Consider the following 23,603-nt stretch of genomic DNA (forward strand, 5'->3'; position numbering starts at 1 on the left):
TTCTGTTGTGCGCGATACTGGGATCGAACCAGTGACCTCTTCCGTGTCAGGGAAGCGCGCTACCGCTGCGCCAATCGCGCCTATTCAGGCTATTAAGTTGAGAGCGAGGTGGCGACGGGATTCGAACCCGTGTAAACGGCTTTGCAGGCCGGTGCCTAGCCGCTCGGCCACGCCACCATGTGGATTCGAACCCACATGCCGAAGCCCCCGAAGGGGCACCGGCACTGGAGCGGATGACGAGACTCGAACTCGCGACCCCAACCTTGGCAAGGTTGTGCGCTACCAACTGCGCTACATCCGCATTTCGTGTTCCCCGGTGTCCCGGGCACTTGAAATACATTAGCCGAGGTTCGGAGGTTCGCCAAACCGGGGCCCGCTCTCGGGCGTGTCCGCGCGCGAGCCCCTGGAACATGGCCGCCCGCCGTCCCGCGGGCGGGCGCGTCGCCACGCCCGGGCATCGGGGCAGTCGTCAGTGCATGCGCCAATCCGGTATGATTTCCAACTGTGCCCAGCGCACACCAAACTTCACAGGGGCGATTGGCGCAGTTGGTAGCGCGCTTCCTTCACACGGAAGAGGTCGTCGGTTCGAGTCCGGCATCGCCCACCACACCCTCTTCCGCCGTCCCAGGCGGTTCTCCCAGGCTCGACTGATACCGTGACGATATCGGCATCTTGCCGGTATCAGGGAAGACTTCTCGTCAACCGACCGGCTGTGCCTCGCCTTTCGTTCTCCGTCGCCTCCTCTGTGAGACCAGAGGAGCCCCCCTTGAACGCGCATCCGACCGTGACGTCCGCCGACCCCGCATCTGAGAGCTGGGGTGCCGGCGCATCCCTTCCCGTGGGCGCCACCGCGATCGTGTACTGCGAAGGCCAGTTCGGCGAGCAGGACGGCAAGACCGCGAACGGACTCGTGCGCCATTCCGAGAAGTACGAGATCCTCAGCATCCTCGACAGCACCCACGCCGGCGCCGACGCCGGAGTGGTGCTGGACGACCGGCCGAACGGCATCCCCGTGCTCGCGACGCTGGACGAGGCCATCGCCCACGCCGGGCGCACGCCCGACTATCTCATCTGCGGCGTCGCGCCCGCCGACGGGCTGCTCTCCCCCGCGCAGCGGCTCGTGCTGCTGGACGGGATCGCACGCGGAATGCACGTCATCAACGGGCTGCACGAGTTCCTGAGCGATGACGTGGAGTTCGTCGCGGCCGCGCTCCTCGCCGACGTGACGATCACCGACATCCGGCGCCCCCGCCCGGCGAAGGATCTGCACCTCTTCTCCGGCCGGATCTTCGACGTCACCTGCCCGCGGATCGCGATCCTCGGCACCGACGGCGCGATCGGCAAGCGCACCACCGCGACGCTCCTGGTCCAGGCGCTCCGCTCCCGCGGCGTCAACGCGGTGCTGGTCGGCACGGGACAGACGACGATCATCCAGGGCGGCCGCTACGGTGTCGCCCTCGATGCGCTGGTACCGCAGTTCTGCTCGGGTGAGGTGGAGCACCAGGTCGTCGCCGCGTTCGAGGGCGAGGATCCCGATGTCATCATCGTCGAGGGCCAGGGCGCCCTCAGCCACCCCGCCTACCTCACGTCGGCGCACATCCTGCGCGGCAGCCGCCCGGAGGCCGTGATCGTCCAGCACGCCCCGGGCCGTCGCGTGCTCGGCGACTTCCCGATGGTCGCCATGCCGACCGTCGCGAGCGAGGTCGCGCTGATCGAGGCCTTCGCGGACACCCGGGTGATCGGGGTGACCGTCAACCACGAGCACCTCACCGATGCGCAGCTGAGCAGCGCGATCGATGACATCGAACTGGAACTCGGCGTGCCCGCCACCGACCCGCTCACCCGACCCCTGGGCGAGCTGGCCGAGATGGTCCTGCAGGCATTCCCCCTGCTCACCCCGACGCTGGCCCCCGGTCGCAGCTGACGCCCCGCGGCGGCCTGCCGATCAGCGGGTCGCCTCCAGCGTCTGCCGCGCGATCTCCAGCTCCTCGTTGGTCGGAACCACCAGAACGGTGACACGGGAGGCGTCCGAGGAGATCACCCGTGTCCCGTGCTCCCGCGCTTCGTTGCGCGCCGGGTCGATCTCGACGCCGGCGAAACCCAGGGTGGCCATCGACTCGCGGCGCACCAGCGCGTTGTTCTCCCCCACGCCGGCCGTGAACGAGATGACATCCGCGCCGCCGAGCTGGGCGAGGTAGGCGCCCGCATAGGCGCGCAGCCGGTGGATGTAGACGTCCAGGGCGAGAACGGCGTCGCCGTCGCCGTCGGCGGCGCGCTGCTGCAGATCGCGCATGTCGGAGACGCCGGCGAGTCCGAGCAGACCGCTGCGCTTGTTCAGCAGATCGTCCAGCTCGGCGATCGACAAGTCGGCGCGGCGCGCCAGCTGGATCAGCACGGCCGGATCGATGTCGCCGGATCGCGTGCCCATCACCAGCCCCTCCAGCGGCGTCATGCCCATCGACGTCTCCACGGAGCGGCCCCCGTCGATGGCGGTCACCGACGCGCCGTTGCCGAGGTGGAAGACGATCTGACGCAGTTCCGCGAGCGGACGGCCGAGAAACGACGCCGCCTGTTCGGAGACGTACTTGTGCGAGGTGCCGTGGAAACCGTACCGGCGCACTCGGTGTTCGCGGGCGAGATCCTTGTCGATCGCGTACGTGTAGGCGGCCGGCGGGAGCGTCTGATGGAAGGCGGTGTCGAACACGGCCACGTGCGGGAGATCGGGGAAGGCCGCCTCGGCGGCTCGGATCCCCTGCAGGGCGCCAGGGTTGTGCAGCGGCGCGAGCACCGACAACTCATCGATCCCGTGCTCGACCTCGGGCGTGATGAGGGTCGGGGCGAAGTATCTCGCCCCGCCATGCACCACGCGGTGCCCCACCGCCAGCGGCGGATGCTCGGAGAGAGAAGGGCCGTGCTCGGCGAACGCATCGAGCATCACTTCGAAACCGGCCGTGTGGTCCCGGATCGGCATCTCGCGCCGGAACGTCTCTTCCGCACCGCCCTGCGCGGTCGCGAGCACCGTGTGCGAGGACAGGCCCTCGGACTGCCCGATCCGCTCCACGAGGCCGGTGGCCAGCGCCCGCTCGCGCTCCACGTCCAGCAGCTGGTACTTGAACGAACTCGACCCGCTGTTCACGATCAGGACGACGGTCACGCCGGCTCCTCCTCTGTGCCGGCCGGATCCGACGGCTCCTGCGCCTGGATCGCGGTGATCGCGATCGTGTTCACGATGTCCTCCACGAGTGCGCCTCGGGAGAGATCGTTGATCGGCTTGTTCAGTCCCTGCAGCACCGGTCCCATCGCGACGGCCCCGGCCGAGCGCTGCACCGCCTTGTACGTGTTGTTGCCGGTGTTCAGATCCGGGAACACGAACACCGTGGCCCGTCCTGCCACCGACGACCCCGGCAGCTTCGCCCTGGCGACCGCGGCGTCCGCGGCGGCGTCGTACTGGATCGGCCCCTCGACGAGCAGGTCCGGCGCACGTTCGCGCACGAGCTCCGTGGCCGTGCGCACCTTCTCCACCTCCGCGCCGGATCCGGAGTCGCCGGTCGAGTACGAGAGCATCGCGACGCGCGGCTCGATCCCGAACGCGGCAGCCGTCGCGGCCGACGAGATCGCGATGTCGGCGAGCTGGGTGCTGGTCGGATCCGGGATGACCGCGCAGTCGCCGTAGACGAGCACGCGATCCGCGAGTGCCATCAGGAACACGGACGACACGACCGAGACGCCGGGACGCGTCTTGATGATCTCGAACGCCGGCCGGATCGTGTGCGCGGTGGTGTGCGCGGCGCCGGAGACCATGCCGTCGGCGAGCCCCAGGTGCACCATGAGCGTGCCGAAGTACGACACGTCGGTGACGGTGTCCGCGGCCTGTGCGAGCGTGACGCCCTTGTGTGCGCGCAGCCGTGCGTACTCGGCGGCGAAGCGCCGCACGTGCTCCGGATCCGTCGGCGACACGATGCGGGCCCCGTCCAGTTCCACGCCGAGCTCCTGCGCGCGGCTGCGGATCGCGGGTTCGTCGCCGAGGAGCACGAGATCCGCGATCCCCCGCTGCAGCACGGTGCCGGCCGCGCGTAGCACCCTATCGTCGTTCCCCTCGGGCAGCACGATGGTGCGGCGCCCGGCGCGCGCCCGATCGAACAGCTCGTACTGGAACATGAGCGGCGTCACGACGTCGGAGCGCGCCACGCCCATCAGCGCGATGAGCGCCGGCACGTCGACATGCGATTCGAACAGCGCGAGGGCGCGATCGACCCGGTGCGGTGCGTCGACCGACAGCCGCCCGGGAGCGTTCATGACCCGCAGCGTGGTGTCGTAGGTCCCGAGGTCGGTGGTGATGATCGGGATCGAGGGCCGCAGGCCGTCCAGCAGCCGCTCGATCGGCTCGGGGAGGGTGAACGGCCCGTTGAGCACGATCGCCGCGATGGACGGGAACGTGCCGGCCGCCTGCGCGAGCAGCGTCGCCAGCAGCACCTCTTCCCGATCTGCGGGGATCACCACGACCGCCGACTCCTTCAGCCGCGGCAGCACGTTCACCATCGACATGCCGGCGATGACGATGTCCAGCACCTCGCGGGAGAGCAGCTCGACGTCTCCGCGCACCAGGCGCCCCTCCAGGGCCCGCAGCACCCCGTGCACCGAGGGTGCGACCAGCGAACGATCCTCGGGAATCGCCCACACCGGCACCGGCGCGTCGGATCGTGCGCCCTCGGCGAGGACCGCCGTCACCGCCGCGACGGTCTCCTCGATGTGGTCCGCATCGGCGCGGTTAACGATGACGGCCGACAGCACGGCCCGCTCCTGGGCGAGCTCGGCGACGCCGAGCCCTGCGAGCTGACCGAGTTGCTCGGGCGTGCGCGCGCTGGTCACGCCGAGCTGCTCGCCGTGACCCTGGTGCTCGCGTCCGCCCAGCACGAGCAGCACGGGCGCGCCGAGGTTTGCCGCGATGCGGGCGTTCACGCCCAGTTCGGCGGGACTCGCGACGTCCGTGTAGTCGCTGCCCAGGATCACGACGGCGTCGCACTGCGCCTCGACGGCGTGATACCGCTCCAGGATCCGGCCCAGTGCGAGCTCCTGGTCCGCGCGGAGCTCGTCGTAGCCGACGCCGATGCACTCCGCCGCGTCGAGTCCGACATCGGTGCGGGCGAGCAGCATCTCGAGGACGTCGTCCGTCCCGTCGCTGCTCCGGGCGATCGGACGGAACACGCCGACGCGCGCGGTCGCCCGGCTCAGCGCGTCGATCACGCCGAGAGCGATGAGGGACTTTCCGGAGTGGCCCTCGACGGACGTGATGAGGATGCTCTTCGCCACGTGCTCAGCCTACGCGTGCCGCTCCGAGGGCCCTCGCCTCCCAGCCTCTGCGAGGACCCTCGACGTTCGGCCGCTACTTGACGGCGACGAAGACCGTGTCCGCCAGCATTCCGGGGCGCACCGCCAGGACGCCCTTGTCTCCATCCGCCGTCGGAACCGCGATCACGATGTTCCCCGTCGTCGCGGCGCCGTTGTATAGCGGGCTGATTCCGTCGAACGCGGGGGCCGGCGCCACCGCGATCGTGCTGGTGCGGCTGATCGTCTTCCCCTCCGGGGTGACGTAGTCGATGCCGACCTCCGCGGGCATTCCGCCTTTCGCGTCCTTTCCGATGTACGTGGCCGTGTAGTTGACAACGGCATAAGCCGACCCGACCGGTGCATCGCCGTTGAACTGGTTCGCCGCCTTGACGGCGTCATTCGCGCCCAGTGCGACCGAATTGACGACGACCTCCCAGTCCTTGCCGCTGATCTTGGACCCGAGGGCGGCCGGGTGCTCCCGGGTTCCGCTCTGGGCCGCCGGCTGTCCGGCCGCAGGTGACTGCGTGGACCCGCCGGCGGCCGGCGCGGTGATCGCCGTCGATGTGCCGGAGCAGCCGGAAAGCGTGATCGCGCCAGCGATCACGAGCGCGGCAACCGGGCCCGCGAGACGGTGGATGTTCATGGAGTCCTCCTCATGTGACGGCGGCGTCCAGTTCAGCCGCACGACATCAGTGCACCAGTGCGGGCGCACGCGGGGTCACCCTCGTCCGCCCAGACCAGCCCGACCGGAAGGAGGGGATCCCGCCGCACGATCCCCTCCTCCCGAAGGTGGGGCGGTGTCCCCTGCTCCGCCTAGCATCGGAGCATGACCGCTCCACCCCCGCGACCGTCCTCCTGGGCGACGCTCCCGGCCGCAGCACCGGTCCGGCGCGCGCACCGTGGCTGGGCGCGCTCGGGTGACATCACCCTCGCGGTGCTGTGTGCGTTGCTCGCGATCTCTGCCGGCGGTCAGCACGGCGGTTCACAATCACTGCTCCCCGCCCCGCTCGCGACGTTCGCGATGGTCGGAGTGTTCCCCATGATCGCCGTCTCCGTGCTGATCGTGTGGCGACACCGCTGGCCCATCGCGCTGTCGATCGCGGCGATCTGCCTGACGCTCGTCGTCCCCACAACGCTGCTGCCCGTGCTCATCCTCGTCGCGGCGACCTCTGCGGTGACGATCGGCTGGACCCGCTGGGCCTTCATTCTCGGCACTTATGCAGCCGCGGTCAGCTCCCTCGCCTGGGATGTGTTCGCGCGGACCTCTCTCCTGTCCGCCTTCGTGAACAGTCCCGCGGCCGGCACACCGGCCCGACTGGGGCTGCTCTGGGCCGTCCCTGTGGTCGCGGCGATGCTCGTCGCTCCGTTCGTCGCATACGGAATCGCGCGTCGTCTCCGGATCGAGCGCGACACCGCGCAGCATGGCACTGCCGCAGCGACCCGCAATGTCGCCGCGCTCGAGCGGACGGTCGAGGTCGAGCGGCAGCGTCAAGAGATCGCACGGGAGCTGCACGACACGCTTGCCGCGCGACTCTCGCAGATCTCGCTGCACGCGGGTGCCCTGGAGCTGTCCGCCGCCGGCGATGAGCGCACGGCGACGGCGGCGCGCGCGGTGCGTGAGTCCGCGCAGTCGTCGATGGATGACCTGCACCAGGTCGTGCGCGCCCTGCGCCATCCCGAATCCGCGACCTCGACGAACACCGGCCTTTCGGATCTCGCCGGACTCGTCGATGACGTCCTCCGTGACGGTACGGACATCCGAGCACAGCTCCTCATCACGGATCCGTCCTCGTGTGATCCGCGGGTGGCGCATTCGTCGTACCGCCTGGTACAGGAGGCGGTCTCGAACGCCCGCCACCATACGCCTGGGGCGTCGATCTTCCTCGATCTTCGGGGCGGACCGCAGACGGGTCTGACCATCAGCGTGACCAGCTGGCTGGTGCCAGGTGGTCACGCGCTTCACCTCGGAGGCGGGCATGGGCTCGCCGGGATGTCCGAGAGAGTGGGGCTGGTCGGAGGTAGGTTTCAGGCCGGAGCGACCGCGGAGAGCGCGTTCGCTGTGCTCGCCTGGCTTCCCTGGTCGCCTCGATAGACTGGCGCCGTGTCGGCTCCCTCGCGTGTTCTCATCGTCGATGACGACCCGATGGCGGCCTCCGGTGTCGCTGCGATCCTCGGAACCTCCAAAGAGTTGACCGTCGTCGGGATCCGCAACAGCGCGACGACACTGGGCGACGCGATCCAGGCACTGCGTCCAGACATCGTGCTCTGCGACGTTCGCATGCCTGAGGTGGACGGGGTCGAGGCCGCGACCCGGCACGCACGTCAGCCGGATGCCCCCCGGTTCTTGATGATGACCGCCTTCGACGAGGAAGGCCGGGTACTCGATGCGATTAATGCGGGCGCCGTGGGTTTCCTCCTCAAACACGACGATCCCCGCTGGATCCTCGATGCCGTACTGGCCATCAAGAACGGCGGCTCGGCCTACTCACCCAGGGCGGCCGCGCAGCTCACGGAATGGATCCAGAACTCTCGTTCGAGCGCCGCACAGCGGGCCGCAATCGAGAAGATGAAGTTGCTCACTGATCGCGAGCGACAGTTCGCCATCGCGCTCGTCACAGACGGCGCATCCGATGCCGACCTCGCCGCCCGCTTCTTCGTCGCGGAGACGACCGTCAAGTCGGCGCTCGGTGCAATCAGAACGAAGTGGGGTGTGCGCAGCCGCACCGAGATCGCCGTGATCGTCGCCCAGTCCGGCTTGGCCTGACAGGTCTCCCCGCAGCGCCGCTCGCGGTGAGCGGTCGTCTGACGCTCACGCGGTCGTCATGACGCTCACAGTGTCGGGCTGAACGCGGCGAGCAGGCGATCGCGGAACGCGTCCATCCGCCAGACCGGCGCCCCGCTGCCGGGGATGAGCCCGGGTGTCCACTCCCAGTCGGAGATCGCGGTGAACACGGCCGGGTCGCGGGCGATGATGCTGATCGGCACGTCGTGAGAGGCGCCGGCACCACTCACGATCGATGCGGGCTGGTGATCGCCGAGGACGATCAGGACGAGATTCGGATCATCCACGTTGCTCAGGAACGACTCGAGCGCCCCGAGCGAGTACTGCACGGACTGCCCGTAGAAACGCTGCACCATCGTCGGGCTCTGCCACACGGTGCTCGCGGACTCGCTGGCGGCCGGCTGCCCGGCATACGCGGTGCTGTCCGACGCCCGCTGCCAGGGCACGAGCTGCGGCAGCGGTGCCCACGGCGTGTGCGATGACACGAGATCGATCTCGGCCATGAGCGGAGCATGCGGGTGGCTGAGATCGGTGTCGGCGAAGCGCTTGAGCGTGTACTGATCGGGAACTCTGGCATACCCGAAGGTCGGGCCCCGATAGCCCACGTCGGTGGCATCCCGCAGTGTGCGGTAGCCGTAGAAGGACGTACCCACATCCCAGCGCTGGGTGTCGGAGGGCACGTCGCTCACCGTGTTCCATCCCTCCCGGCCGAACGCACGTGCCAGCGAGAGGCGGTCGCTGCCGACCACCTGGTCGTAGGCGGATTGCGTGTCCGTCCATACCCCGGTCTGCAGAGTCGCGTGCGCGAGCCAGCTGAGGCCGCCGAAGGTCGGCGACGTCAGCCAGGCGCTGCGGGTCGTGTACCCCTGGGCGGAAAGCATCGTCTGCCCGTTCTCGAGCACTCCCGTCACACCTGGGGCGATCCCCTTCGCCTCGAGCGCGACGCGACCGTAGCTTTCAACGAAGGCGATGACGACGTCCTTGCCACGAAGGCCGGTGAGCAGCCGGTCGGCCGGCACACCGGCGAACGGATCGCGTTCGATCGCGCGCGCGACCGCGGCCTGGTCGGCGAGCACCCTCTCGGTGCGCGACACCGCCGTCTCGATGGTCTCCGCCGACGCGGCAGCGGCGAACGGCGGCGCCATCAGGGCCGCCCCCACCCACACCGCCGTCGCTGCGGCGAGGACCCTCCTGCCTGCCGCGTAGGTGCGGACGACCCGCGCGACGAGCAGCGCCGATCGGGCGAGCAGGATCGCGCACACGACGACCGCGGCGAGGACGGCGACGACGAGCAGATCCGCCGCGAACCACCCGACCGCATCTGCCACCACTCCGTAGCCGTCGCCGAGCCGCGGCCAGTCCACCGGCACGAACACGGTGCCGACCGAGGACTGGAATCCGAGGTCGATTCCTGCGAGCACGAGGGCTACGGTCACGAACCCGCTGAATACCGCGGCGAGAACGAGTCGCGGGATCCGACCCGGCACGACGACGAGCAGCAGCAGGATCACGAGCGATTCGACCGGCAGGCCGATCAGGCCCGCCGTCGTCGCCGCAGAGCGCCCCGCGAGCAGCGCAGGGGCGAGCGGAAGCACCATGAGCACGGCGACCGCCGCTGCGACGGCGAACGGACCTGCATCGCGGCGCGCCGGCTGACCGAGCCCGCGCACGGCGGATCCGTCGCCGTGCCTGATCATGGCTTCTCTGTGGCGAACGCGACGTCGTCGCGGAGCATGGAGGGATCCGTGCCGAGTGCGTCACAGCGCTCCGAGAGCGCGTAGCGCAGCAGCACCACGTCGCCGATCTGCCGGGTGCCTGCCAGGCGCGCGCGTCGTGACGCGGTCCAGGGGAACCGGCCGGGGCCGACGGCGCGCGGCGCGCCGGGCTCGCCCACGAAGAACGGCGCGATCACGAGCTGCAGTTCGTCGACGAGGTCCGCTTCGAGGAACTGCGTGAGAACCCGACCTCCCCCTTCGACCATGAGCCGGCGCACGCCCTGTCGTTCGCCGAGATCGTCCAGCAGCGCGGCCATCGTGACGTGCGACCCGAGCCCGACGACCGTCGCTCGCTCACCCAGCCGCGCGCGCAGCCGCGCCGCACGGTTCGTCGTGCTGTAGACCACGCGCGGCGCGTCGCCGACGGTGAAGAAGGCGGCATCCGGCGGGAGATCCCCCGACGCGGTCACGGTCACCTTCGTCGGCGATTCCGGGCGGCCGCTGGACAGACGTCGCGCGCGGCGCACGGTGTCACGCACCAGCAGACGCGGGTCGTCCCGCCGCACGGTCGAGGCGCCGACCATGATCGCGTCGTTCTGGGAGCGCAGGTCATCGACACGATCCAGGTCGGCGGCGTTCGACATCGCGAGCCGGCGCGGGCTCGCACTGTCGAGGCAGCCGTCGATCGACATCGCGCAGCTGAGCGTGACATACGGACGTTCGCTCATCCTCTCCTCCTTCGGCCGATGAGCAGCACCACGGCCCCGGGCAGGACGCCCACGAGCGCCAGCACTCCGAACGCGGTCGAGGCGGCGACTCCTGCCGAGGCTGCGAATCCGACGAGCGCGAACGCCGCGCCGGCCGCGGCCTCGCGCGGACCCCAGCCGCCCACGTTGATCGGGACGGCGGATGCCGCCAGCACGGCGAGCCCCACGGCGGCGGCGCCTGCGGTGTGCAGAGCCGGGCCGGTGACCCGGCACGCCACGACGAAGAGCGTCGTGTGCGAGGCCACCACCACGACCGATGCGGCGACGATCGCCAGCAGCGCGCGTGGCCGAGCCAGGACCGGGCGAAGCAGATCGAGCTCCCGCCGCAGCAGGCGACGTGCGCGCGGCAGCATCAGCGCGATCCCCGCGCCCACCGCGACGGCGGCAGCGAGCGCACCCGCACCCCACGCGACCGGAACGAGCGATGAGCCGAATCCGAGCGGCAGCAGGATGACGAGCGTCAACACGATCTGGACGCCCTGCCCGAGGATGCGCTCCACCGCGACCGCGCGGGCCGCAGCGCCGACGCGCTGATGGGCACGGCCGTGCATCCATGCGCGATGGACGTCGCCCGCGAATCCCGCAGGCAGCACCGAGTTGAGGAACTGCGACCGGTAGTACGCGCCGAACGCCGTACGCCAGCTCAGCGGCAGACCGTATCCCGCGGCGACGAGGTGCCAGCGCCAGGCCGCGGCAGCAGTCCCGACGGCCGCGAGGATCAGTGCCGCCATGATCGACAACGGCGAGATCGCGGCGATCCCACGGAGGAAGGGGCCGAAGCCGACGACCAGCACCATCACGGCGATGATCGCGATCGCCGCCCCGACACGGATCGCGACGGCGAAGGCGGGCCGACGCGGCGCGACGAGACCGGTGTCTGCCCGTACCTCTGCGACCGTGCTCATCGCGGCCATGCCAGCACGTCCTCATGCCCGACCTGGACGCCCATCACGCCGGCGACCGCCTGGGCACGACGTCGGACGAGGTAGGCCGCCGCTTCCGGAGCCAGCTCCGGCTGCTGCTCGACCGCCGCGCCGACCCAGCCGTCCAGCCACTCCGCGATCAGCCTGGCGTGAGCGGTGTCGAGGCGCCACGGCGTTGCTGCGCGTCGCACGCTCCACCCGGCGGCGACGAACAGTGCCGCGAACGTGTCCACCGCGTCGGGGCCGAGCATTCGCCGTCCGCCCGCGTCCCTGCGCTGGTGTGCGTTGAAGGCCTGTGAGATCTCGGCGTCGAAGGGCTCGGGCGGATCCAGGTCCACGCGACCCGTCACCGAGAGGCTGAACAGGGCCGGAGTGCCCGCGGCGACGCAGGCATCCACGATGCGCGCGGCCTCGTCACGCGTGACGACGTCGAGCAGGGCGGAAGCGGTCACCGCCGCGGCGCCCGAGAACGAGTCGAGCCGCACGTGCTCGAGGTCTTCGACGAGCACAGTCGCATCGATCGGCCTCCCCGCCTCATCGGTCACCGTTTCGAGCGCGACCTCCTCGGTGATGCGGGCGTCGCCGTCGTGCAGCACCCACTCCTGCGGCCCGGGCAGCAGCGGGGCCAGCCAGCGCGGCATGCCGCCGGTGCCGGTGCCGAGGTCGTGCAGGACGACGCGCCCCGGCGGCAGCAGTCGGGCGAGGTCCACGGCCAGCCGACGCGAACGCGCGGCACCGTCCGCCGCCGCCCGCAGCGTGAGCCAGGACGCGGTCGCCGTCGAGATCTCACTCATGGCGCCTCCAGCACGGCGGCGACGGCCGTCACCGTGTCCGCCCAGGTGGACAGCCGTGATCGTGCCGCACGGGCTTCAGTCCGCAACCGGCGGCGCAATGCTGGATCGCTCAACCAGCCATCGAGCGCGTCTGCGAGGGCCGCGGGGTCGTCCGGCGGAACCAGCACCGCGCCGCCCCCTGCCACCGTGTCGGGGATGCCGCCCACGGCGGCCGCGACCACCGGCATCGCGTGCCCTCGGGCCTCGGCGATCGCCATCCCGGAACTCTCGATCCGGGAGGGCGCGACGAGCAGCGCAGCGCGGCGGTACTGCGCCGCGAGCTCGGATCCGTCGAGCGTGCCGGCCAGCCGCACCCTGCCGTCGAAGCGCTGCGCGCCACGTGCGACCGTGTCGGCGAATCCGCGGAACGGACGCGTCGAGCCGACGAGCGTGCACCGCCACTGCCGATCCGGCAACCGCGACAGCGCGTCGAGCAGGAGATCCTGACCTTTGTGCGGGGCGATGACTCCCACGCAGAGCAGCTCACCGGCGTCGTCGTCGCACAGTTCGTCGCGGCGGGCGGAGGTGTCATCGCCCGCGTTCGGGAGCTCGACCCCTGGCGCGGCGACGCTCACCCGCGCGGGACCTGCAAGCCCGCGACGCGCAAGCTCCGCCGCCGTCCACCGGCTGGTCACGATGACGTGGCCGGCGGCATCCAGCATCTGGCGCTCGGCGGACATCGTCCTCGCCGTCGCATCGGGGAAGGATCCGGCGACCATGTGCGCGAGCACGATGATCCTCAGCCGTGTCGACGCCGCAGCGATCTCGTCCGGTGCCCCCAGCGCGACGAGTCCGTCCACCAGGACGGCGGATCCGAGGGGCTGGCCGCGAAGCACGCGGGACGCCCCCGCGGCATCGGTCACCTCGACCGTGGACACCGCCCAGCCGCACGCGACCAGCCCATCGCGGACGCGTCGATCGTAGACGTTCCCACCGCTCACCCTGGCAGGATCGTCGATCCCCTCCGGAACGAGGAAGGCGACCTCGCGGCGGGTCACATCTGCACCTCGTACGACGCCGAGGCGATGTGCGATTCGTGCAGTGTCACGCCGATGCCGGTCGGCGGCGCCCCGCCGAGCGCGCCGTCGCGCACCCGGCTCGCCAGCCGGTCCCCGATGATCTGGCACAGCCGTTCGGTCGTCGTGTTCACACCCTGCAGATCCGGCTCGTCATCGAGGTTGCGATACGACAGCGCGGCGACGATGTCGCGCAACGCGTCCGTCGCCCGTCCGATGTCGACGACGATGCCGTTCTCGTCCAGCTCGTCGGCGCGGAACGAGGCGTCGACCACGTACGTCGCCCCATGCAGCCGTTGCGCGGGGCCGAAGACCTCGCCGCGCAGGCTGTGGGCGATCATCAGGTGATCGCGGACCGTGACGGCGAATGTCATTCCTCGCTCCAATCGATGATCTCGCAGAGCTCGCCCGCGGTGCCGTCCGCGAGAGCGGAGGTGATCGCGGGGAGCCGGCGCCACGACGAGGTCGCGCCGAGCAGCAGGTCGAACGTGGGATCCTCCAGGAGACGGAGCGCGAGCGCCAGCCTGTCCCCCGTCGTGCGGCGTCCACGCCGGGCCGGTGCCACCGCGCCGACCTGGCTCGAGCGGATCGTGAGCCGGCGCGCGTGGAAGTCTGCGCCGAGGTCGAGCGACACGGAGGGCGCGCCGTACCAACTGGCCACCACGACCTCGCCGTCTGTGGGCGCGACCCGGAGCGCGAACTGCAGCCCGGCGCCCGAGCCGCTCGCCTCGATCACGACGTCCGCCGCAGCGATCGGATCCGTGGCGAGGGCGAACGACGCCCCGAGCGCCTCGACGACCGCCTTCTTGCGCACATCGACGTCGACGATGGTGACGGATACGCCCGGAATGCCCTGGGCGAGCCGGGCGATGGCGCACCCGATCATCCCCGCCCCGACGATCACGACGCGGTCGCCGAGCACGGGTCCGGTGTCCCACAGCACATTCACGGCCGTCTCGACCGCGCCTGCGAGCACAGCGCGCCGCGCCGGAACCCCGGGCGGCACGGGTGTCAGCGCCCCGGCCGGGGCGACGAAGCGCGACTGGTGCGGGAACAGCGTGAACACCAGGCGATCGCGAAGTCCGGACGGCCCGGCCTCGACCACGCCGACGTTGAGATAGCCGTACTTCACCGGGAACGGGAAATCGCCTGCCTGGAACGGCGCGCGCATGCGCTCGTACTCGGATGCGGGAACCGATCCGCGCGCGATCAGCGATTCCGTTCCGCGGCTGACCCCCGTGAAGAGCGTGCGCACGGACGCGTCGCCTGCGCCCGCCGCCGACAGCGGCTCCTGCCGGAACTCGCCGCGGCCGGGTCCGGTCGTCCACCACGCCGTCGCAGCCTCCGTGCGATCCGGGTGAACCTGATCAGGCCTCTGCGTCGTTTCGCTCATGACTACCATGAACGTAACACGGAGGCCGGATGCGGAAAGTTCAGCTCACGCCCCTGCTCTGGGGCGGCGCAGGTGTCGCGCTGCTGCTCGCGTTCGGAGCCGCGGTTCCGCTGTCGGCTGCGGGCTGGACCGCAGCGCTGGCCTACCTCGTCGTGTCGTCGTGGCTGGTGTCGCGGGGGCTCCGCCGACGACGCAGCACCCGGTTCGGCGCCGCCAACGCGGTGACATCGATCCGGTCGATCCTCGTCGGCGTCGTGGTCGCCCTCGTGGCCACGGCGCTGGGCGGCACAGCCCCTGCTCCTCTGCTGGTGCCGGTCGTCGCCGTCGCACTCGCCCTCGACGGGGTCGACGGGTTTGTCGCGCGCCGCACCGGCAGCGTGAGCGAGCTCGGCGCGCGCTTCGACATGGAGGTCGACGCCTTCCTGCTCCTCGTGCTCAGCGTGCACGACGTGCGGTACGTGGGCTGGTGGGTGCTCGCGATCGGGCTCATGCGCTACGCGTTCGTCGCGGCGGCCTGGCTGCAGCCGTTCCTCGGCCGCACCCTGCCGTACCGGTACTGGCGGAAGGTCGTCGCCGCCGCCTGCGGGGTCGCGCTGGCCGTCGTCGCGGCGCAGTTCCTGCCGCCCGCCGGGAACGTCATCGTGGCCGCAGCGGCGCTTCTGCTGCTGATCGAGTCGTTCGGTCGCGACGTGATCTGGCTCATCCGCGTGAACCGTGCGGACGCGCATCTCGTGTCACCGGAGAAGGCCTCGATTCAGGACGGAAGCAGGTAACAGCCATGATGTCGACCACCCCCGCGGCGCACCGCATCATGCGGATCCTCAGCGCCGTCATCCTGCTCGCCACCGGCGGCATCCACCTGTTCCTCGTCTTCGACGGGGTCGGCGGCCTGCTCGGCGTGCTGTTCGTGCTCAACGCCGTCGCGGCGCTGGTGCTCGCCGTCGCTGTGCTGGTCCTGCGGGGCAGGCTCGCGCAGGCGGCCACGGTGCTCTCGCTCCTGTTCCTGATCGCGACTCTCGGTGCTCTTCTGCTCGCCCTCACGGTGGGGTTGTTCGGGATCACCGAGACGTGGACCTTCACCCTCGTCCCGCAGACGGTCATCGTGGAGGCGATCGGGATCGTCGTACTCGCCGTGACCACGGCGCTGGTGCTGCGCGCGCCGGCCCCGGCTCGGCGCTGACCGGATCAGTTCGCGCTGAGCCGCGAAGGCGGCGTCAGGCCGCGGTCCAGCCGAATCGACGCTCGAGGACGCTCGCGACCCGGTCGAAACGCGCGCGGTCGAGCGCTGCGGCCTCGCGCCGCACTCCCCCGACGTGCACGCTGTACAGCTGGTCGATGTCGACCCAGCTCTCCCTGCCCTGGCCGTCCCAGGGACCGGATCCGAGGGTGAGGAAATCGCGGTCGCCGTCGTGCGACTTGCTGGTCAGCTTCACCGCGTAGACCCGGTCGGCGGACTGTGTGGCGATCACGAGCACGGGCCGATCCTTGCCGCGTCCGTCCCGCTCGGCGTACGGCACCCAGGTCCAGACGACCTCGCCGGCGTCGGGCGCGCGGTCGCGATGCGGCGCGTAGGACACGCGCAGGTCGCGCACGGATCGCGGATCCAGCTCGATCGTCTCGGTGGATCCCCCGTGTCCGGGCGTCGGGGCCGTGGCCGCCGGGGCCGCCGAGGATCCGCCGGCGGTGCTCTGCCGCTGGTTCGCGGTGAAGACCTTCGCGATGGCCGCCGCGGCGGACACGAGCGCGGACAGGATGCTGTTGCGAGGGGTGGTCACACCGACACCCTATCCGCGGGGCCAGGGCCCTTCAGGTCAGGCACGGGGCCCGGCTCACGAGGTGAGCGCGTAGCCCTCTTCGCCGTGCTCCACGAGGTCGACGCCGGCGATCTCGTCTTCACTGGTGATCCGGAAGCCGATGGTCTTCTCGATCGAGAAGCCGATGATCAGCGCGACCAGGAACGAGTAGACGAGCACGCCGCCCGAGGCGAGCACCTGGACGACCAGGAGCCGCGCGTCGCCGCCGACGAACAGCCCCTGCCCGGTGGCGAAGAAGCCGAGGTAGATCGTGCCGAGGAATCCGCCGACCAGGTGCAGGCCGACGACGTCGAGAGAGTCGTCGAAGCCGAGGCGGAACTTGAGCTCGACGGCGAGGGCGCACACGGCGCCGGTGATCGCGCCGAGCAGCAGCGACCAGCCCGGGGTCAGGTTCGCGCAGGCGGGGGTGATCGCCACGAGACCGGCGACCGCGCCGGAAGCCGCACCGATCGAGGTCGCCTTGCCGCCGCGGATCCGCTCGACCAGGATCCACCCCAGGATGCCCGCGGCCGCCGCGCCGAACGTGTTGATGATGATGAGCCCGACGCTCTCCATGCCCTTCGTGGCCCACTGGGCTCCCGCGTTGAAGCCGAACCAGCCGAACCAGAGCAGCGCGGCGCCGAGCAGGGTGAGCGGCACGTTGTGCGGCTTCTGGATGCCCTTCTGGAATCCGATGCGCTTGCCGAGCACGAGCGCGAGGGCGAGGGCCGCGGCGCCGGCGTTGATGTGCACCGCGGTGCCGCCGGCGTAGTCGATGAACTCGATGCCGCTCTTCGCGCCGAACAGCGCACCGCCGAGGTGCATGATCCAGCCGCCGCCCCAGACCCAGGCCGCGATCGGGAAGTAGCCGACGGTCGCGAAGACGCCGACGAAGATCAGCCACGGTCCGAACTTTGCCCGGTCGGCGATCGCGCCCGAGATCAGCGCAACCGTGATGATCGCGAACGTGGCGCCGTAGCCGACGGTGAGCAGGGCGACGTTCGCGCCCTTGCCGCTTGCCATCGATGCGAGTCCGAAGTCGGCGAACGGGTCACCGGCGAACTGCCCCGGCGAGGAGACGCTGGCCATCGAAGATCCGTACAGGATCCACAGCACGGCGACGAGGCCGATGGCGCCGAAGCTCATCATCATCATGCTGACGACGCTCTTCGCCTTCACCAGGCCGCCGTAGAAGAACGCCACGCCCGGCGTCATCAGCAGCACCAGGGCGGTCGCCGTGACTCCCCAGGAGATGTTGCCCGTTGCGTCCATGTTTCCTCGTTCCCACTGATTCGCGCTGTGCGTTTCAGTGTGGCGAGGGTGTGTTTCCGCGGACTGCGGTGCGTGTTGCGGGGGTGTTACAGGAGGGTCCGTTGTGTGAACAACGTGTTAACCGGCGCTCGGGCGTCCGGCCGTCTCGGCGTCCGCCGCGTGCGAGAGAGCGTTCAATCGTGAGACGGCGCGGAGGTACTTCTTGCGGTAGCCACCACCGAGCATCTCCTCGCTGAAGACGTCGTCCAGAGGACGGCCGGTGGCGAGGATCGGGATCTGCGCGTCGTAGGCGCGATCCACGAATGCGACGAACCGCAGCGCCTCGGACTGATCCGTGAGCTGGCGGACATCGCGGATCCCGAGCGCGCCGATCCCGGCCAGCAGCCGGATGTAGCGCGACGGGTGCACCTGCGCCAGGTGCCGGATCATGTCGTCGAACGCGTCGTCAGAGACGGATCGGGTGCTGCTCAGCGCCGCGAGGTCGTGCGCGTACTCCTCGGCGCCGAGCGTGACGGCGTGGCCGTCCAGTGCGCGCTGGCGGAAATCGACGCCGTCGATGCGGATCGTCTCGAAGCTGTCCGACATCTGGTGGATCTCGCGCAGGAAGTCCTGCGCGGCGAACCGGCCTTCGCCGAGCGCGTTCGGCGGCGTGTTCGAGGTCGCGGCCAGCCGCGTGCCGGATCCGACGAGCTCGCCGAGCAGCCGGGTCATCACCATCGTGTCGCCCGGGTCGTCGAGCTCGAACTCGTCGATGCACAGCAGGTCGGATCCGCGCAGCAGGTCCACGGTGTTGCGGTAGCCGAGCGCTCCCACGAGCGCGGTGTACTCGATGAACGATCCGAAGTACTTCCGGCGCGCGGGCATCGCGTGGTAGATCGCGGCCAGCAGGTGGGTCTTGCCCACACCGAACCCGCCGTCCAGGTACACGCCCGGCTTGATCTCCGGCTGCTTCGGCGCGCGGCGGAAGAGCCCCGCGCGCTTGACCGGCTGCGCGCCCACGGCGAACGCGAACAGCCGCTGCTTCGCGTCCTCCTGGGACGGGTAGGCGGAGTCGGAACGGTAGCTGTCGAACGTGGCGCCGTCGAACTGCGGAGGCGGGACGAGGCCTGCCAGCAGCTCGGTGCCGGACATCTGCGGCTGGCGCTCGATGAGGTGGACGACGCCGGAAGGGGCGGCCTGATCGGTCATGCGGATCCTGTGTCGAAGTCTTACCCCTCGGATGCGCGCACGCTCCCGGGGTTCTAGTGTCGAGAAGACGGATCAACACTACGCCGTCGCCACCCCCGCCTTCCGCGCACCACCTTCGCGCCGGCATCATCCCAGGGAGCCCATTGTGACCGTCGAGTTCGACACCACCGCCGCATCGTTCGCCGACTACGCCGAGCCCGGCCGCCTCGTCACCACGGACTGGCTCGCCGCGCACCTGGGCGATGAGGGCCTCGTCGTCGTGGAGTCCGATGAGGATGTGCTGCTGTACGAGACCGGTCATATCCCCGGCGCGGTGAAGGTGGACTGGCACACCGAACTCAACGACCCCGTCGTGCGCGACTACGTCGACGGCGCGGGTTTCGCCGCTCTGCTCGGAGCCAAGGGCATCTCGCGCGACGACACCGTCGTCATCTACGGCGACAAGAACAACTGGTGGGCCGCCTACGCGCTCTGGGTCTTCTCCCTGTTCGGGCATGAGGATGTGCGTCTGCTCGACGGCGGCCGCGACCGCTGGATCTCCGAGGGCCGCGAGATCACCACCGCCCTGCCCGATCGCACCGCCACCGACTACCCGGTGATCGAACGCGACGACTCGGTCCTGCGCGCCTACAAGGACGACGTGCTCGCGCATCTGGGAAACCCGCTCATCGACGTGCGCTCACCGGAGGAGTACACCGGCTCGCGCACGTCGGCCCCCGCCTACCCCGAAGAGGGAGCCCTCCGCGCGGGCCACATCCCCACCGCGCAGAACGTGCCCTGGGCGAAGGCCGTCGCTGACGACGGCGGCTTCAAGTCGCGCGCCGAGCTCGAGAGGATCTACCTCGACGGCGCCGGCCTGTCCGCCGGGGACGACGTCGTCGCCTACTGCCGGATCGGAGAGCGGTCCGCGCACACCTGGTTCGTGCTGAAGCACCTCCTCGGTTTCGAGAACGTGCGCAACTACGACGGATCCTGGACGGAGTGGGGCAGTGCGGTGCGCGTCCCGATCGTCACGGGCGACGAGCCGGGCACCCTCTGATCGTGTGAGAATGGGCGGGATGTCTGACACCCCCGCCTTCGCCCTTCCCGACTCGCTCGCGGAGATCCGGGACGAGTTCCTGGAACTGCCCGAATCGGATCGCCTGCAGCTGCTGCTCGAGTTCTCGAACGACCTCCCCGCCGTCTCGGACCAGGTCGCTGCGCACCCGGAGATGTACGAGCGCGTCGCCGAGTGCCAGTCGCCGGTCTACATCTACGTGGAACTGACAGACGGCGTCGTGACGATGCACGCGACGGCGCCCGCGGAGGCCCCCACCACGCGGGGGTTCGCCAGCATCCTCGCGCAGGGCATGGCGGGGCTCTCACCGGCCGCCGTGCTCGCGATCCCGGACGACTTCCCGCAGTCGATCGGGCTCACCCGGGTCGTCTCGCCCCTGCGGATCTCGGGAATGACCGGCATGCTGCTGCGCGCCAAGCGCCAGGTGCGGGAGCGCCTCGCCGCCTGAGATTCAGTCGGCGAACCCCTGCGCGCCGAGCCAGTCGGTGATCGCGTCGGTCCAGCGGTTCTGGTCGTAGTTCCACAGCTTCGTGTGCCGTGCGCCCGTGAAGATCGGCATCGTGACCAGGTCCGGCCGGGCCTTTGCCAGGGCGTGCGAGGCGTCGGAGGGCACGAAGCCGTCGTCGTCGCTGTGCAGCAGCAGGATCGGCACGTCCAGCTCTGCGGCGCGGGAGACCATGTCCAGGTCGTCGAACGGGATGGCCTGGTCCGCGCCGCTGAGACGGGCCGCCCAGGGCTGCCCCAGAGCCTCCATCGCGAGCTGCGGCAGCGGATCCGGCAGCTTCATCTCCTTCGCCTGGAACCGCAGCACCGAACGCCAGTCGACCACCGGGGAATCCAGGATCAGTCCGGCGATGGCGTCGACGTGCGCGGAGGACATCAGCGTCTGGAGCACCACGGCGCCGCCCATCGACCAGCCCATCAGCAGGATCCGTTCGGCGCCGTGCCGCAGCGCGTAGCCGATCGCCGCGTCGACATCACGCCACTCGGTCGAACCGAGCCCGTAGGAGCCGGGCCGCGTGCGCGGACCCTCGCCGTCGTTGCGGTAGGAGGTGATGAGCACCGGCAGACCCGCAGCATGCAGCACGGGGACGGCGCGCAGGCACTCCGAGCGGGTCGCGCCCCTGCCGTGCACCTGGATCACCCACGTGGTCGATTCGGCGGGGAAAAGCCAGGCCGGGCATGGTCCGGCGGGAGTGCCGATCAGCTCGGACTCGTACGGCAGGTGCAGCTCTCCCGGCGCGAGGTAGTAGTAGCCGCTGAATCCGGCTCGGCGACCGACCTGCGCACCGGGGTCGATCTGGGTGAGCAGCTTTCGACGCACGCTCGTCGCATCGGCCTGCAGCACCGCTCCCAGCTTGACGTAGCCGGGTGTCCCGTCGACGAACAGTCCGTACCGGCCGGGCAGCTCCGTGTCCGGCGTGCGGGCGAGCTCGATGGTCTGCGCCCCCGTGTCGACGGCGATCACGTCGGTGTCGTGCTTGCGCGGCGAGGGAGTGACCACCTCGCGGGCGATGCGCAGGACGAGCGCTCCTCCGATTGCCGCCCCCAGAACTGCGGCGCCCGCCAGCGCGATCGCGCCGATCGTCGCGGCGTGCCTGAGACCCTTCATCGTCTCCTGACTCTAGTCTGTCCGCGTGAGCGCTCATCCCGGATCCGACGACGTCTTCGCACGCGCCGCCGAAGAGTTGCGGGCGCTGCGCTTCCGCGCCGACATCGTGGTCCGCGAGATCCCCGCGCCGACCGGGCTCGCACCGGACGCCCTCGCGTTCGCGGCGGACGTGCGTCCGGACGAGCACGGCGATTCGCTGTACGGCACGGGGCGCTTCGTGCTGCTGCACGACTCCGCGGCTCCGTCCGCGTGGGACGGACCGTGGCGGATCGTCGCCTTCGCGCAGGCCCCGCTGGAGCCGGAGATCGGCACCGATCCGCTGCTCGCGGATGTAGCGTGGTCGTGGCTGATCGATGCGCTCTCCTCCCGTGATGCAGAGCACCATTCCGCGTCGGGCACGTCCACCAAGACCCTGTCCAAGGGTTTCGGCGGGCTGGCGGCGGAAGGGGATGGCGCGCAGATCGAACTCCGCGCCTCGTGGTCGCCGGAGGGACCGCTCGCCCCGCACGCCGAGGCGTGGGCCGAGCTGGTCGGAATGCTCGCGGGACTGCCGCCGGGCTCAGAGGACATCGCCGTGTTCGGCGCCAGGAGAACCATCCGTGACTGACTACGTGGTCATCGAGACCGATGAGGCCTTCGTCGAGGCGTGCCGGATCCTGTCCGGCGGATCAGGTCCGGTCGCCGTCGACGTGGAACGCGCCTCCGGGTTCCGCTATTCGCAGCGCGCGTATCTCGTGCAGGTGTTCCGTCGTGACGCCGGTGCGTTCCTGTTCGACCCGATCCCGCTCACCTCGTTCGCTCCGCTGCAGGAGGCCATCGGAGCCGAGGAGTGGGTGTTCCACGCGGCGAGTCAGGATCTGCCCTCGCTGCATGAGCTGCAGCTGGAGCCGGCGAGGGTGTTCGACACCGAGCTCGCGGCCCGTCTTCTCGGCTACGAGCGGGTGGGACTCGCCGCCGTGGTCGAGCGCGCTCTCGGCATCGTGCTCGCCAAGGAGCACTCCGCCGCAGACTGGTCGACCAGGCCCCTGCCGAACACCTGGCTCGAGTACGCCGAGCTCGACGTGCTGCATCTCATCGACGTGCGCGACTTCATCGCCGCTGAGCTCGCGGAGACGGGCAAGACCGAGTTCGCGGCCCAGGAGTTCGAAGCCACCAGGATCCGCCCGCCCAGGCCGCCGCGCGAGGAGCCGTGGCGACGGCTGAGCGGGCTGCATCAGGTGCGCGGCGCGAAGAACCTCGCCGTCGCCCGAGAGCTGTGGCAGGCCCGCGAGGACTACGCCCGAGAGGTGGATGTCTCCCCCGGGCGGCTGGTGCCCGATCGCGCGCTCATCGCCGCGCTCATGGCCGCTCCCCCGAGCAAGGGCGCGCTCGCCGCGGTGACGGCGTTCACGGGGCGCGCCAGCCGCAGCCAGCTCGACCGATGGTGGGCGGCGATCGAACGAGGCCGGGAGCGCACGGATCTGCCGCGCGAGCGCGTGCCCAGTGACACGCCCCCGCCGCCACGGGCTTGGGCGGATCGCAACCCCGAGGCGGACGCACGCCTCAAGGCGGCCCGTCAGGTGGTGGAGGCGCATGCCGAGGAGCTCGGGATGCCCGTGGAGAACCTGCTCACGCCCGAGACGCTGCGCCGTGTCGCCTGGGAGCCGCCGACCGTGATCGACGTCGACACGATCGGACAAGCCCTCGCGGAACGCGAGGCACGGCCGTGGCAGATTGAGGAAACCGCACAGCGGATCGCCGATGCTTTTGTGGAAGCTGCGCAAACGCCGGCGGAACCGTCTGACCCGGCTTCGTAGGTTCAGCCCAACCGATTCGTCCGCGGATCGGTCCCCGCTCCTAGGCTGAGGACGATCCTGATATTCGGAGGCCGTACTCTCGTGCGGCCTCGTAACTGAAGGCCGTGCCAGGGGCGCGGCCGCGTCAT

Annotated in this window: 23 protein-coding genes and 4 tRNA genes; 10 read left to right on the forward strand and 17 right to left on the reverse strand. The window is 70.3% G+C overall.

What is annotated here, in order from left to right; all coding sequences use genetic code 11:
* Positions 1-8: 8 nt before the first annotated feature.
* The 3 genes from ABD882_RS06190 to ABD882_RS06200 all read right to left on the reverse strand — a co-directional run bounded on the left by ABD882_RS06190 (position 9) and on the right by ABD882_RS06200 (position 301).
* A tRNA-Val gene (locus tag ABD882_RS06190) sits at positions 9-80 on the reverse strand.
* A gap of 26 nt (positions 81-106) precedes the next feature.
* Positions 107-177: transfer RNA gene (locus tag ABD882_RS06195), tRNA-Cys, on the reverse strand.
* Between the two features lie 48 nt (positions 178-225).
* A tRNA-Gly gene (locus ABD882_RS06200) sits at positions 226-301 on the reverse strand.
* A gap of 230 nt (positions 302-531) precedes the next feature.
* On the opposite strand from ABD882_RS06200, the gene ABD882_RS06205 reads away from it, so the two are divergent.
* Both ABD882_RS06205 and ABD882_RS06210 read left to right on the forward strand, forming a co-directional pair.
* Positions 532-607, forward strand: a tRNA-Val gene (locus ABD882_RS06205).
* A gap of 159 nt (positions 608-766) precedes the next feature.
* Positions 767-1,924 (forward strand): N-acetyltransferase DgcN family protein, encoded by a 1,158-nt coding sequence (locus tag ABD882_RS06210; protein ID WP_345185362.1) that lies wholly within the window; start codon positions 767-769, stop codon positions 1,922-1,924.
* Between the two features lie 21 nt (positions 1,925-1,945).
* On the opposite strand, the gene ABD882_RS06215 is transcribed toward ABD882_RS06210, so the two are convergent.
* The 3 genes from ABD882_RS06215 to ABD882_RS06225 all read right to left on the reverse strand — a co-directional run bounded on the left by ABD882_RS06215 (position 1,946) and on the right by ABD882_RS06225 (position 5,971).
* Complete coding sequence (locus ABD882_RS06215; RefSeq protein WP_345185363.1) at positions 1,946-3,154, reverse strand: acetate/propionate family kinase; 1,209 nt, start codon at positions 3,152-3,154, stop codon at positions 1,946-1,948.
* Complete coding sequence (gene pta, locus ABD882_RS06220) at positions 3,151-5,310, reverse strand: phosphate acetyltransferase (protein ID WP_345185365.1); 2,160 nt, start codon at positions 5,308-5,310, stop codon at positions 3,151-3,153. The genes ABD882_RS06215 and pta overlap by 4 nt, the downstream gene beginning before the upstream one ends.
* A 73-nt stretch (positions 5,311-5,383) precedes the next feature.
* Positions 5,384-5,971 (reverse strand): hypothetical protein, encoded by a 588-nt coding sequence (locus tag ABD882_RS06225; protein ID WP_345185366.1) that lies wholly within the window; start codon positions 5,969-5,971, stop codon positions 5,384-5,386.
* A 183-nt stretch (positions 5,972-6,154) separates the two neighbouring features.
* On the opposite strand from ABD882_RS06225, the gene ABD882_RS06230 reads away from it, so the two are divergent.
* Both ABD882_RS06230 and ABD882_RS06235 read left to right on the forward strand, forming a co-directional pair.
* Positions 6,155-7,420 (forward strand): sensor histidine kinase, encoded by a 1,266-nt coding sequence (locus ABD882_RS06230; RefSeq protein ID WP_345185368.1) that lies wholly within the window; start codon positions 6,155-6,157, stop codon positions 7,418-7,420.
* 9 nt (positions 7,421-7,429) lie between these two features.
* The gene (locus ABD882_RS06235) at positions 7,430-8,092 is read left to right on the forward strand and encodes a response regulator transcription factor (protein ID WP_345185369.1); all 663 of its coding nucleotides are present in this window, start codon (positions 7,430-7,432) and stop codon (positions 8,090-8,092) included.
* Between the two features lie 65 nt (positions 8,093-8,157).
* Here the strand turns inward: ABD882_RS06235 and ABD882_RS06240 are convergent, their stop codons facing one another.
* From ABD882_RS06240 to ABD882_RS06270, 7 genes are read right to left on the reverse strand one after another with little or no spacing between them, the layout of a single operon-like run.
* Entirely contained in the window at positions 8,158-9,807 is a 1,650-nt protein-coding gene (locus ABD882_RS06240; RefSeq protein ID WP_345185370.1) for an alkaline phosphatase family protein, read from the reverse strand.
* Entirely contained in the window at positions 9,804-10,553 is a 750-nt protein-coding gene (locus ABD882_RS06245) for a RibD family protein (protein WP_345185371.1), read from the reverse strand. The genes ABD882_RS06240 and ABD882_RS06245 overlap by 4 nt, the downstream gene beginning before the upstream one ends.
* Positions 10,550-11,506 (reverse strand): flippase-like domain-containing protein, encoded by a 957-nt coding sequence (locus tag ABD882_RS06250; RefSeq protein WP_345185373.1) that lies wholly within the window; start codon positions 11,504-11,506, stop codon positions 10,550-10,552. The genes ABD882_RS06245 and ABD882_RS06250 overlap by 4 nt, the downstream gene beginning before the upstream one ends.
* A complete protein-coding gene (locus ABD882_RS06255) occupies positions 11,494-12,309 on the reverse strand; it encodes an SAM-dependent methyltransferase (protein WP_345185374.1) in 816 nt (271 codons plus the stop codon). Before ABD882_RS06255 ends, ABD882_RS06250 begins: the two co-directional genes overlap by 13 nt.
* Positions 12,306-13,346 (reverse strand): glycosyltransferase family 4 protein, encoded by a 1,041-nt coding sequence (locus tag ABD882_RS06260; RefSeq protein ID WP_345185375.1) that lies wholly within the window; start codon positions 13,344-13,346, stop codon positions 12,306-12,308. The genes ABD882_RS06255 and ABD882_RS06260 overlap by 4 nt, the downstream gene beginning before the upstream one ends.
* Positions 13,343-13,738, reverse strand: coding sequence for a 6-pyruvoyl trahydropterin synthase family protein (locus ABD882_RS06265; protein ID WP_345185376.1), 396 nt, complete (start codon positions 13,736-13,738; stop codon positions 13,343-13,345). Before ABD882_RS06265 ends, ABD882_RS06260 begins: the two co-directional genes overlap by 4 nt.
* Positions 13,735-14,757, reverse strand: a complete 1,023-nt coding sequence (locus tag ABD882_RS06270; RefSeq protein WP_345185377.1) for a zinc-dependent alcohol dehydrogenase — start codon at positions 14,755-14,757, stop codon at positions 13,735-13,737. The genes ABD882_RS06265 and ABD882_RS06270 overlap by 4 nt, the downstream gene beginning before the upstream one ends.
* 29 nt (positions 14,758-14,786) lie before the next feature.
* Between ABD882_RS06270 and ABD882_RS06275 the strand changes: the two genes are divergently transcribed.
* Positions 14,787-15,530, forward strand: a complete 744-nt coding sequence (locus ABD882_RS06275) for a CDP-alcohol phosphatidyltransferase family protein (protein ID WP_345185378.1) — start codon at positions 14,787-14,789, stop codon at positions 15,528-15,530.
* 5 nt (positions 15,531-15,535) lie between these two features.
* Complete coding sequence (locus ABD882_RS06280) at positions 15,536-15,937, forward strand: hypothetical protein (RefSeq protein ID WP_345185380.1); 402 nt, start codon at positions 15,536-15,538, stop codon at positions 15,935-15,937.
* A gap of 34 nt (positions 15,938-15,971) precedes the next feature.
* Here the strand turns inward: ABD882_RS06280 and ABD882_RS06285 are convergent, their stop codons facing one another.
* The 3 genes from ABD882_RS06285 to zapE all read right to left on the reverse strand — a co-directional run bounded on the left by ABD882_RS06285 (position 15,972) and on the right by zapE (position 19,010).
* Complete coding sequence (locus ABD882_RS06285; protein ID WP_345185381.1) at positions 15,972-16,532, reverse strand: type II toxin-antitoxin system PemK/MazF family toxin; 561 nt, start codon at positions 16,530-16,532, stop codon at positions 15,972-15,974.
* A gap of 54 nt (positions 16,533-16,586) precedes the next feature.
* Positions 16,587-17,822 (reverse strand): ammonium transporter, encoded by a 1,236-nt coding sequence (locus tag ABD882_RS06290; RefSeq protein WP_345185382.1) that lies wholly within the window; start codon positions 17,820-17,822, stop codon positions 16,587-16,589.
* 117 nt (positions 17,823-17,939) lie between these two features.
* The gene (gene zapE / locus ABD882_RS06295) at positions 17,940-19,010 is read right to left on the reverse strand and encodes a cell division protein ZapE (protein ID WP_345185383.1); all 1,071 of its coding nucleotides are present in this window, start codon (positions 19,008-19,010) and stop codon (positions 17,940-17,942) included.
* Positions 19,011-19,155: 145 nt separating this feature from the next.
* Between zapE and ABD882_RS06300 the strand changes: the two genes are divergently transcribed.
* Entirely contained in the window at positions 19,156-20,049 is an 894-nt protein-coding gene (locus ABD882_RS06300; RefSeq protein ID WP_345185384.1) for a sulfurtransferase, read from the forward strand.
* Between the two features lie 19 nt (positions 20,050-20,068).
* The gene (locus ABD882_RS06305; RefSeq protein ID WP_345185385.1) at positions 20,069-20,515 is read left to right on the forward strand and encodes a SufE family protein; all 447 of its coding nucleotides are present in this window, start codon (positions 20,069-20,071) and stop codon (positions 20,513-20,515) included.
* Between the two features lie 3 nt (positions 20,516-20,518).
* Here the strand turns inward: ABD882_RS06305 and ABD882_RS06310 are convergent, their stop codons facing one another.
* Complete coding sequence (locus tag ABD882_RS06310) at positions 20,519-21,679, reverse strand: alpha/beta hydrolase family protein (RefSeq protein ID WP_345185386.1); 1,161 nt, start codon at positions 21,677-21,679, stop codon at positions 20,519-20,521.
* Between the two features lie 25 nt (positions 21,680-21,704).
* Here ABD882_RS06310 and ABD882_RS06315 point away from each other — a divergent pair, with 25 nt between their 5' ends.
* Both ABD882_RS06315 and ABD882_RS06320 read left to right on the forward strand, forming a co-directional pair.
* Positions 21,705-22,286, forward strand: a complete 582-nt coding sequence (locus ABD882_RS06315; protein WP_345185387.1) for a DUF3000 domain-containing protein — start codon at positions 21,705-21,707, stop codon at positions 22,284-22,286.
* Positions 22,279-23,475, forward strand: coding sequence for an HRDC domain-containing protein (locus ABD882_RS06320; protein ID WP_345185388.1), 1,197 nt, complete (start codon positions 22,279-22,281; stop codon positions 23,473-23,475). Before ABD882_RS06315 ends, ABD882_RS06320 begins: the two co-directional genes overlap by 8 nt.
* Positions 23,476-23,603: the final 128 nt, after the last annotated feature.

This window comes from Microbacterium panaciterrae, from assembly GCF_039541635.1.
Lineage (GTDB): Bacteria > Actinomycetota > Actinomycetes > Actinomycetales > Microbacteriaceae > Microbacterium > Microbacterium panaciterrae.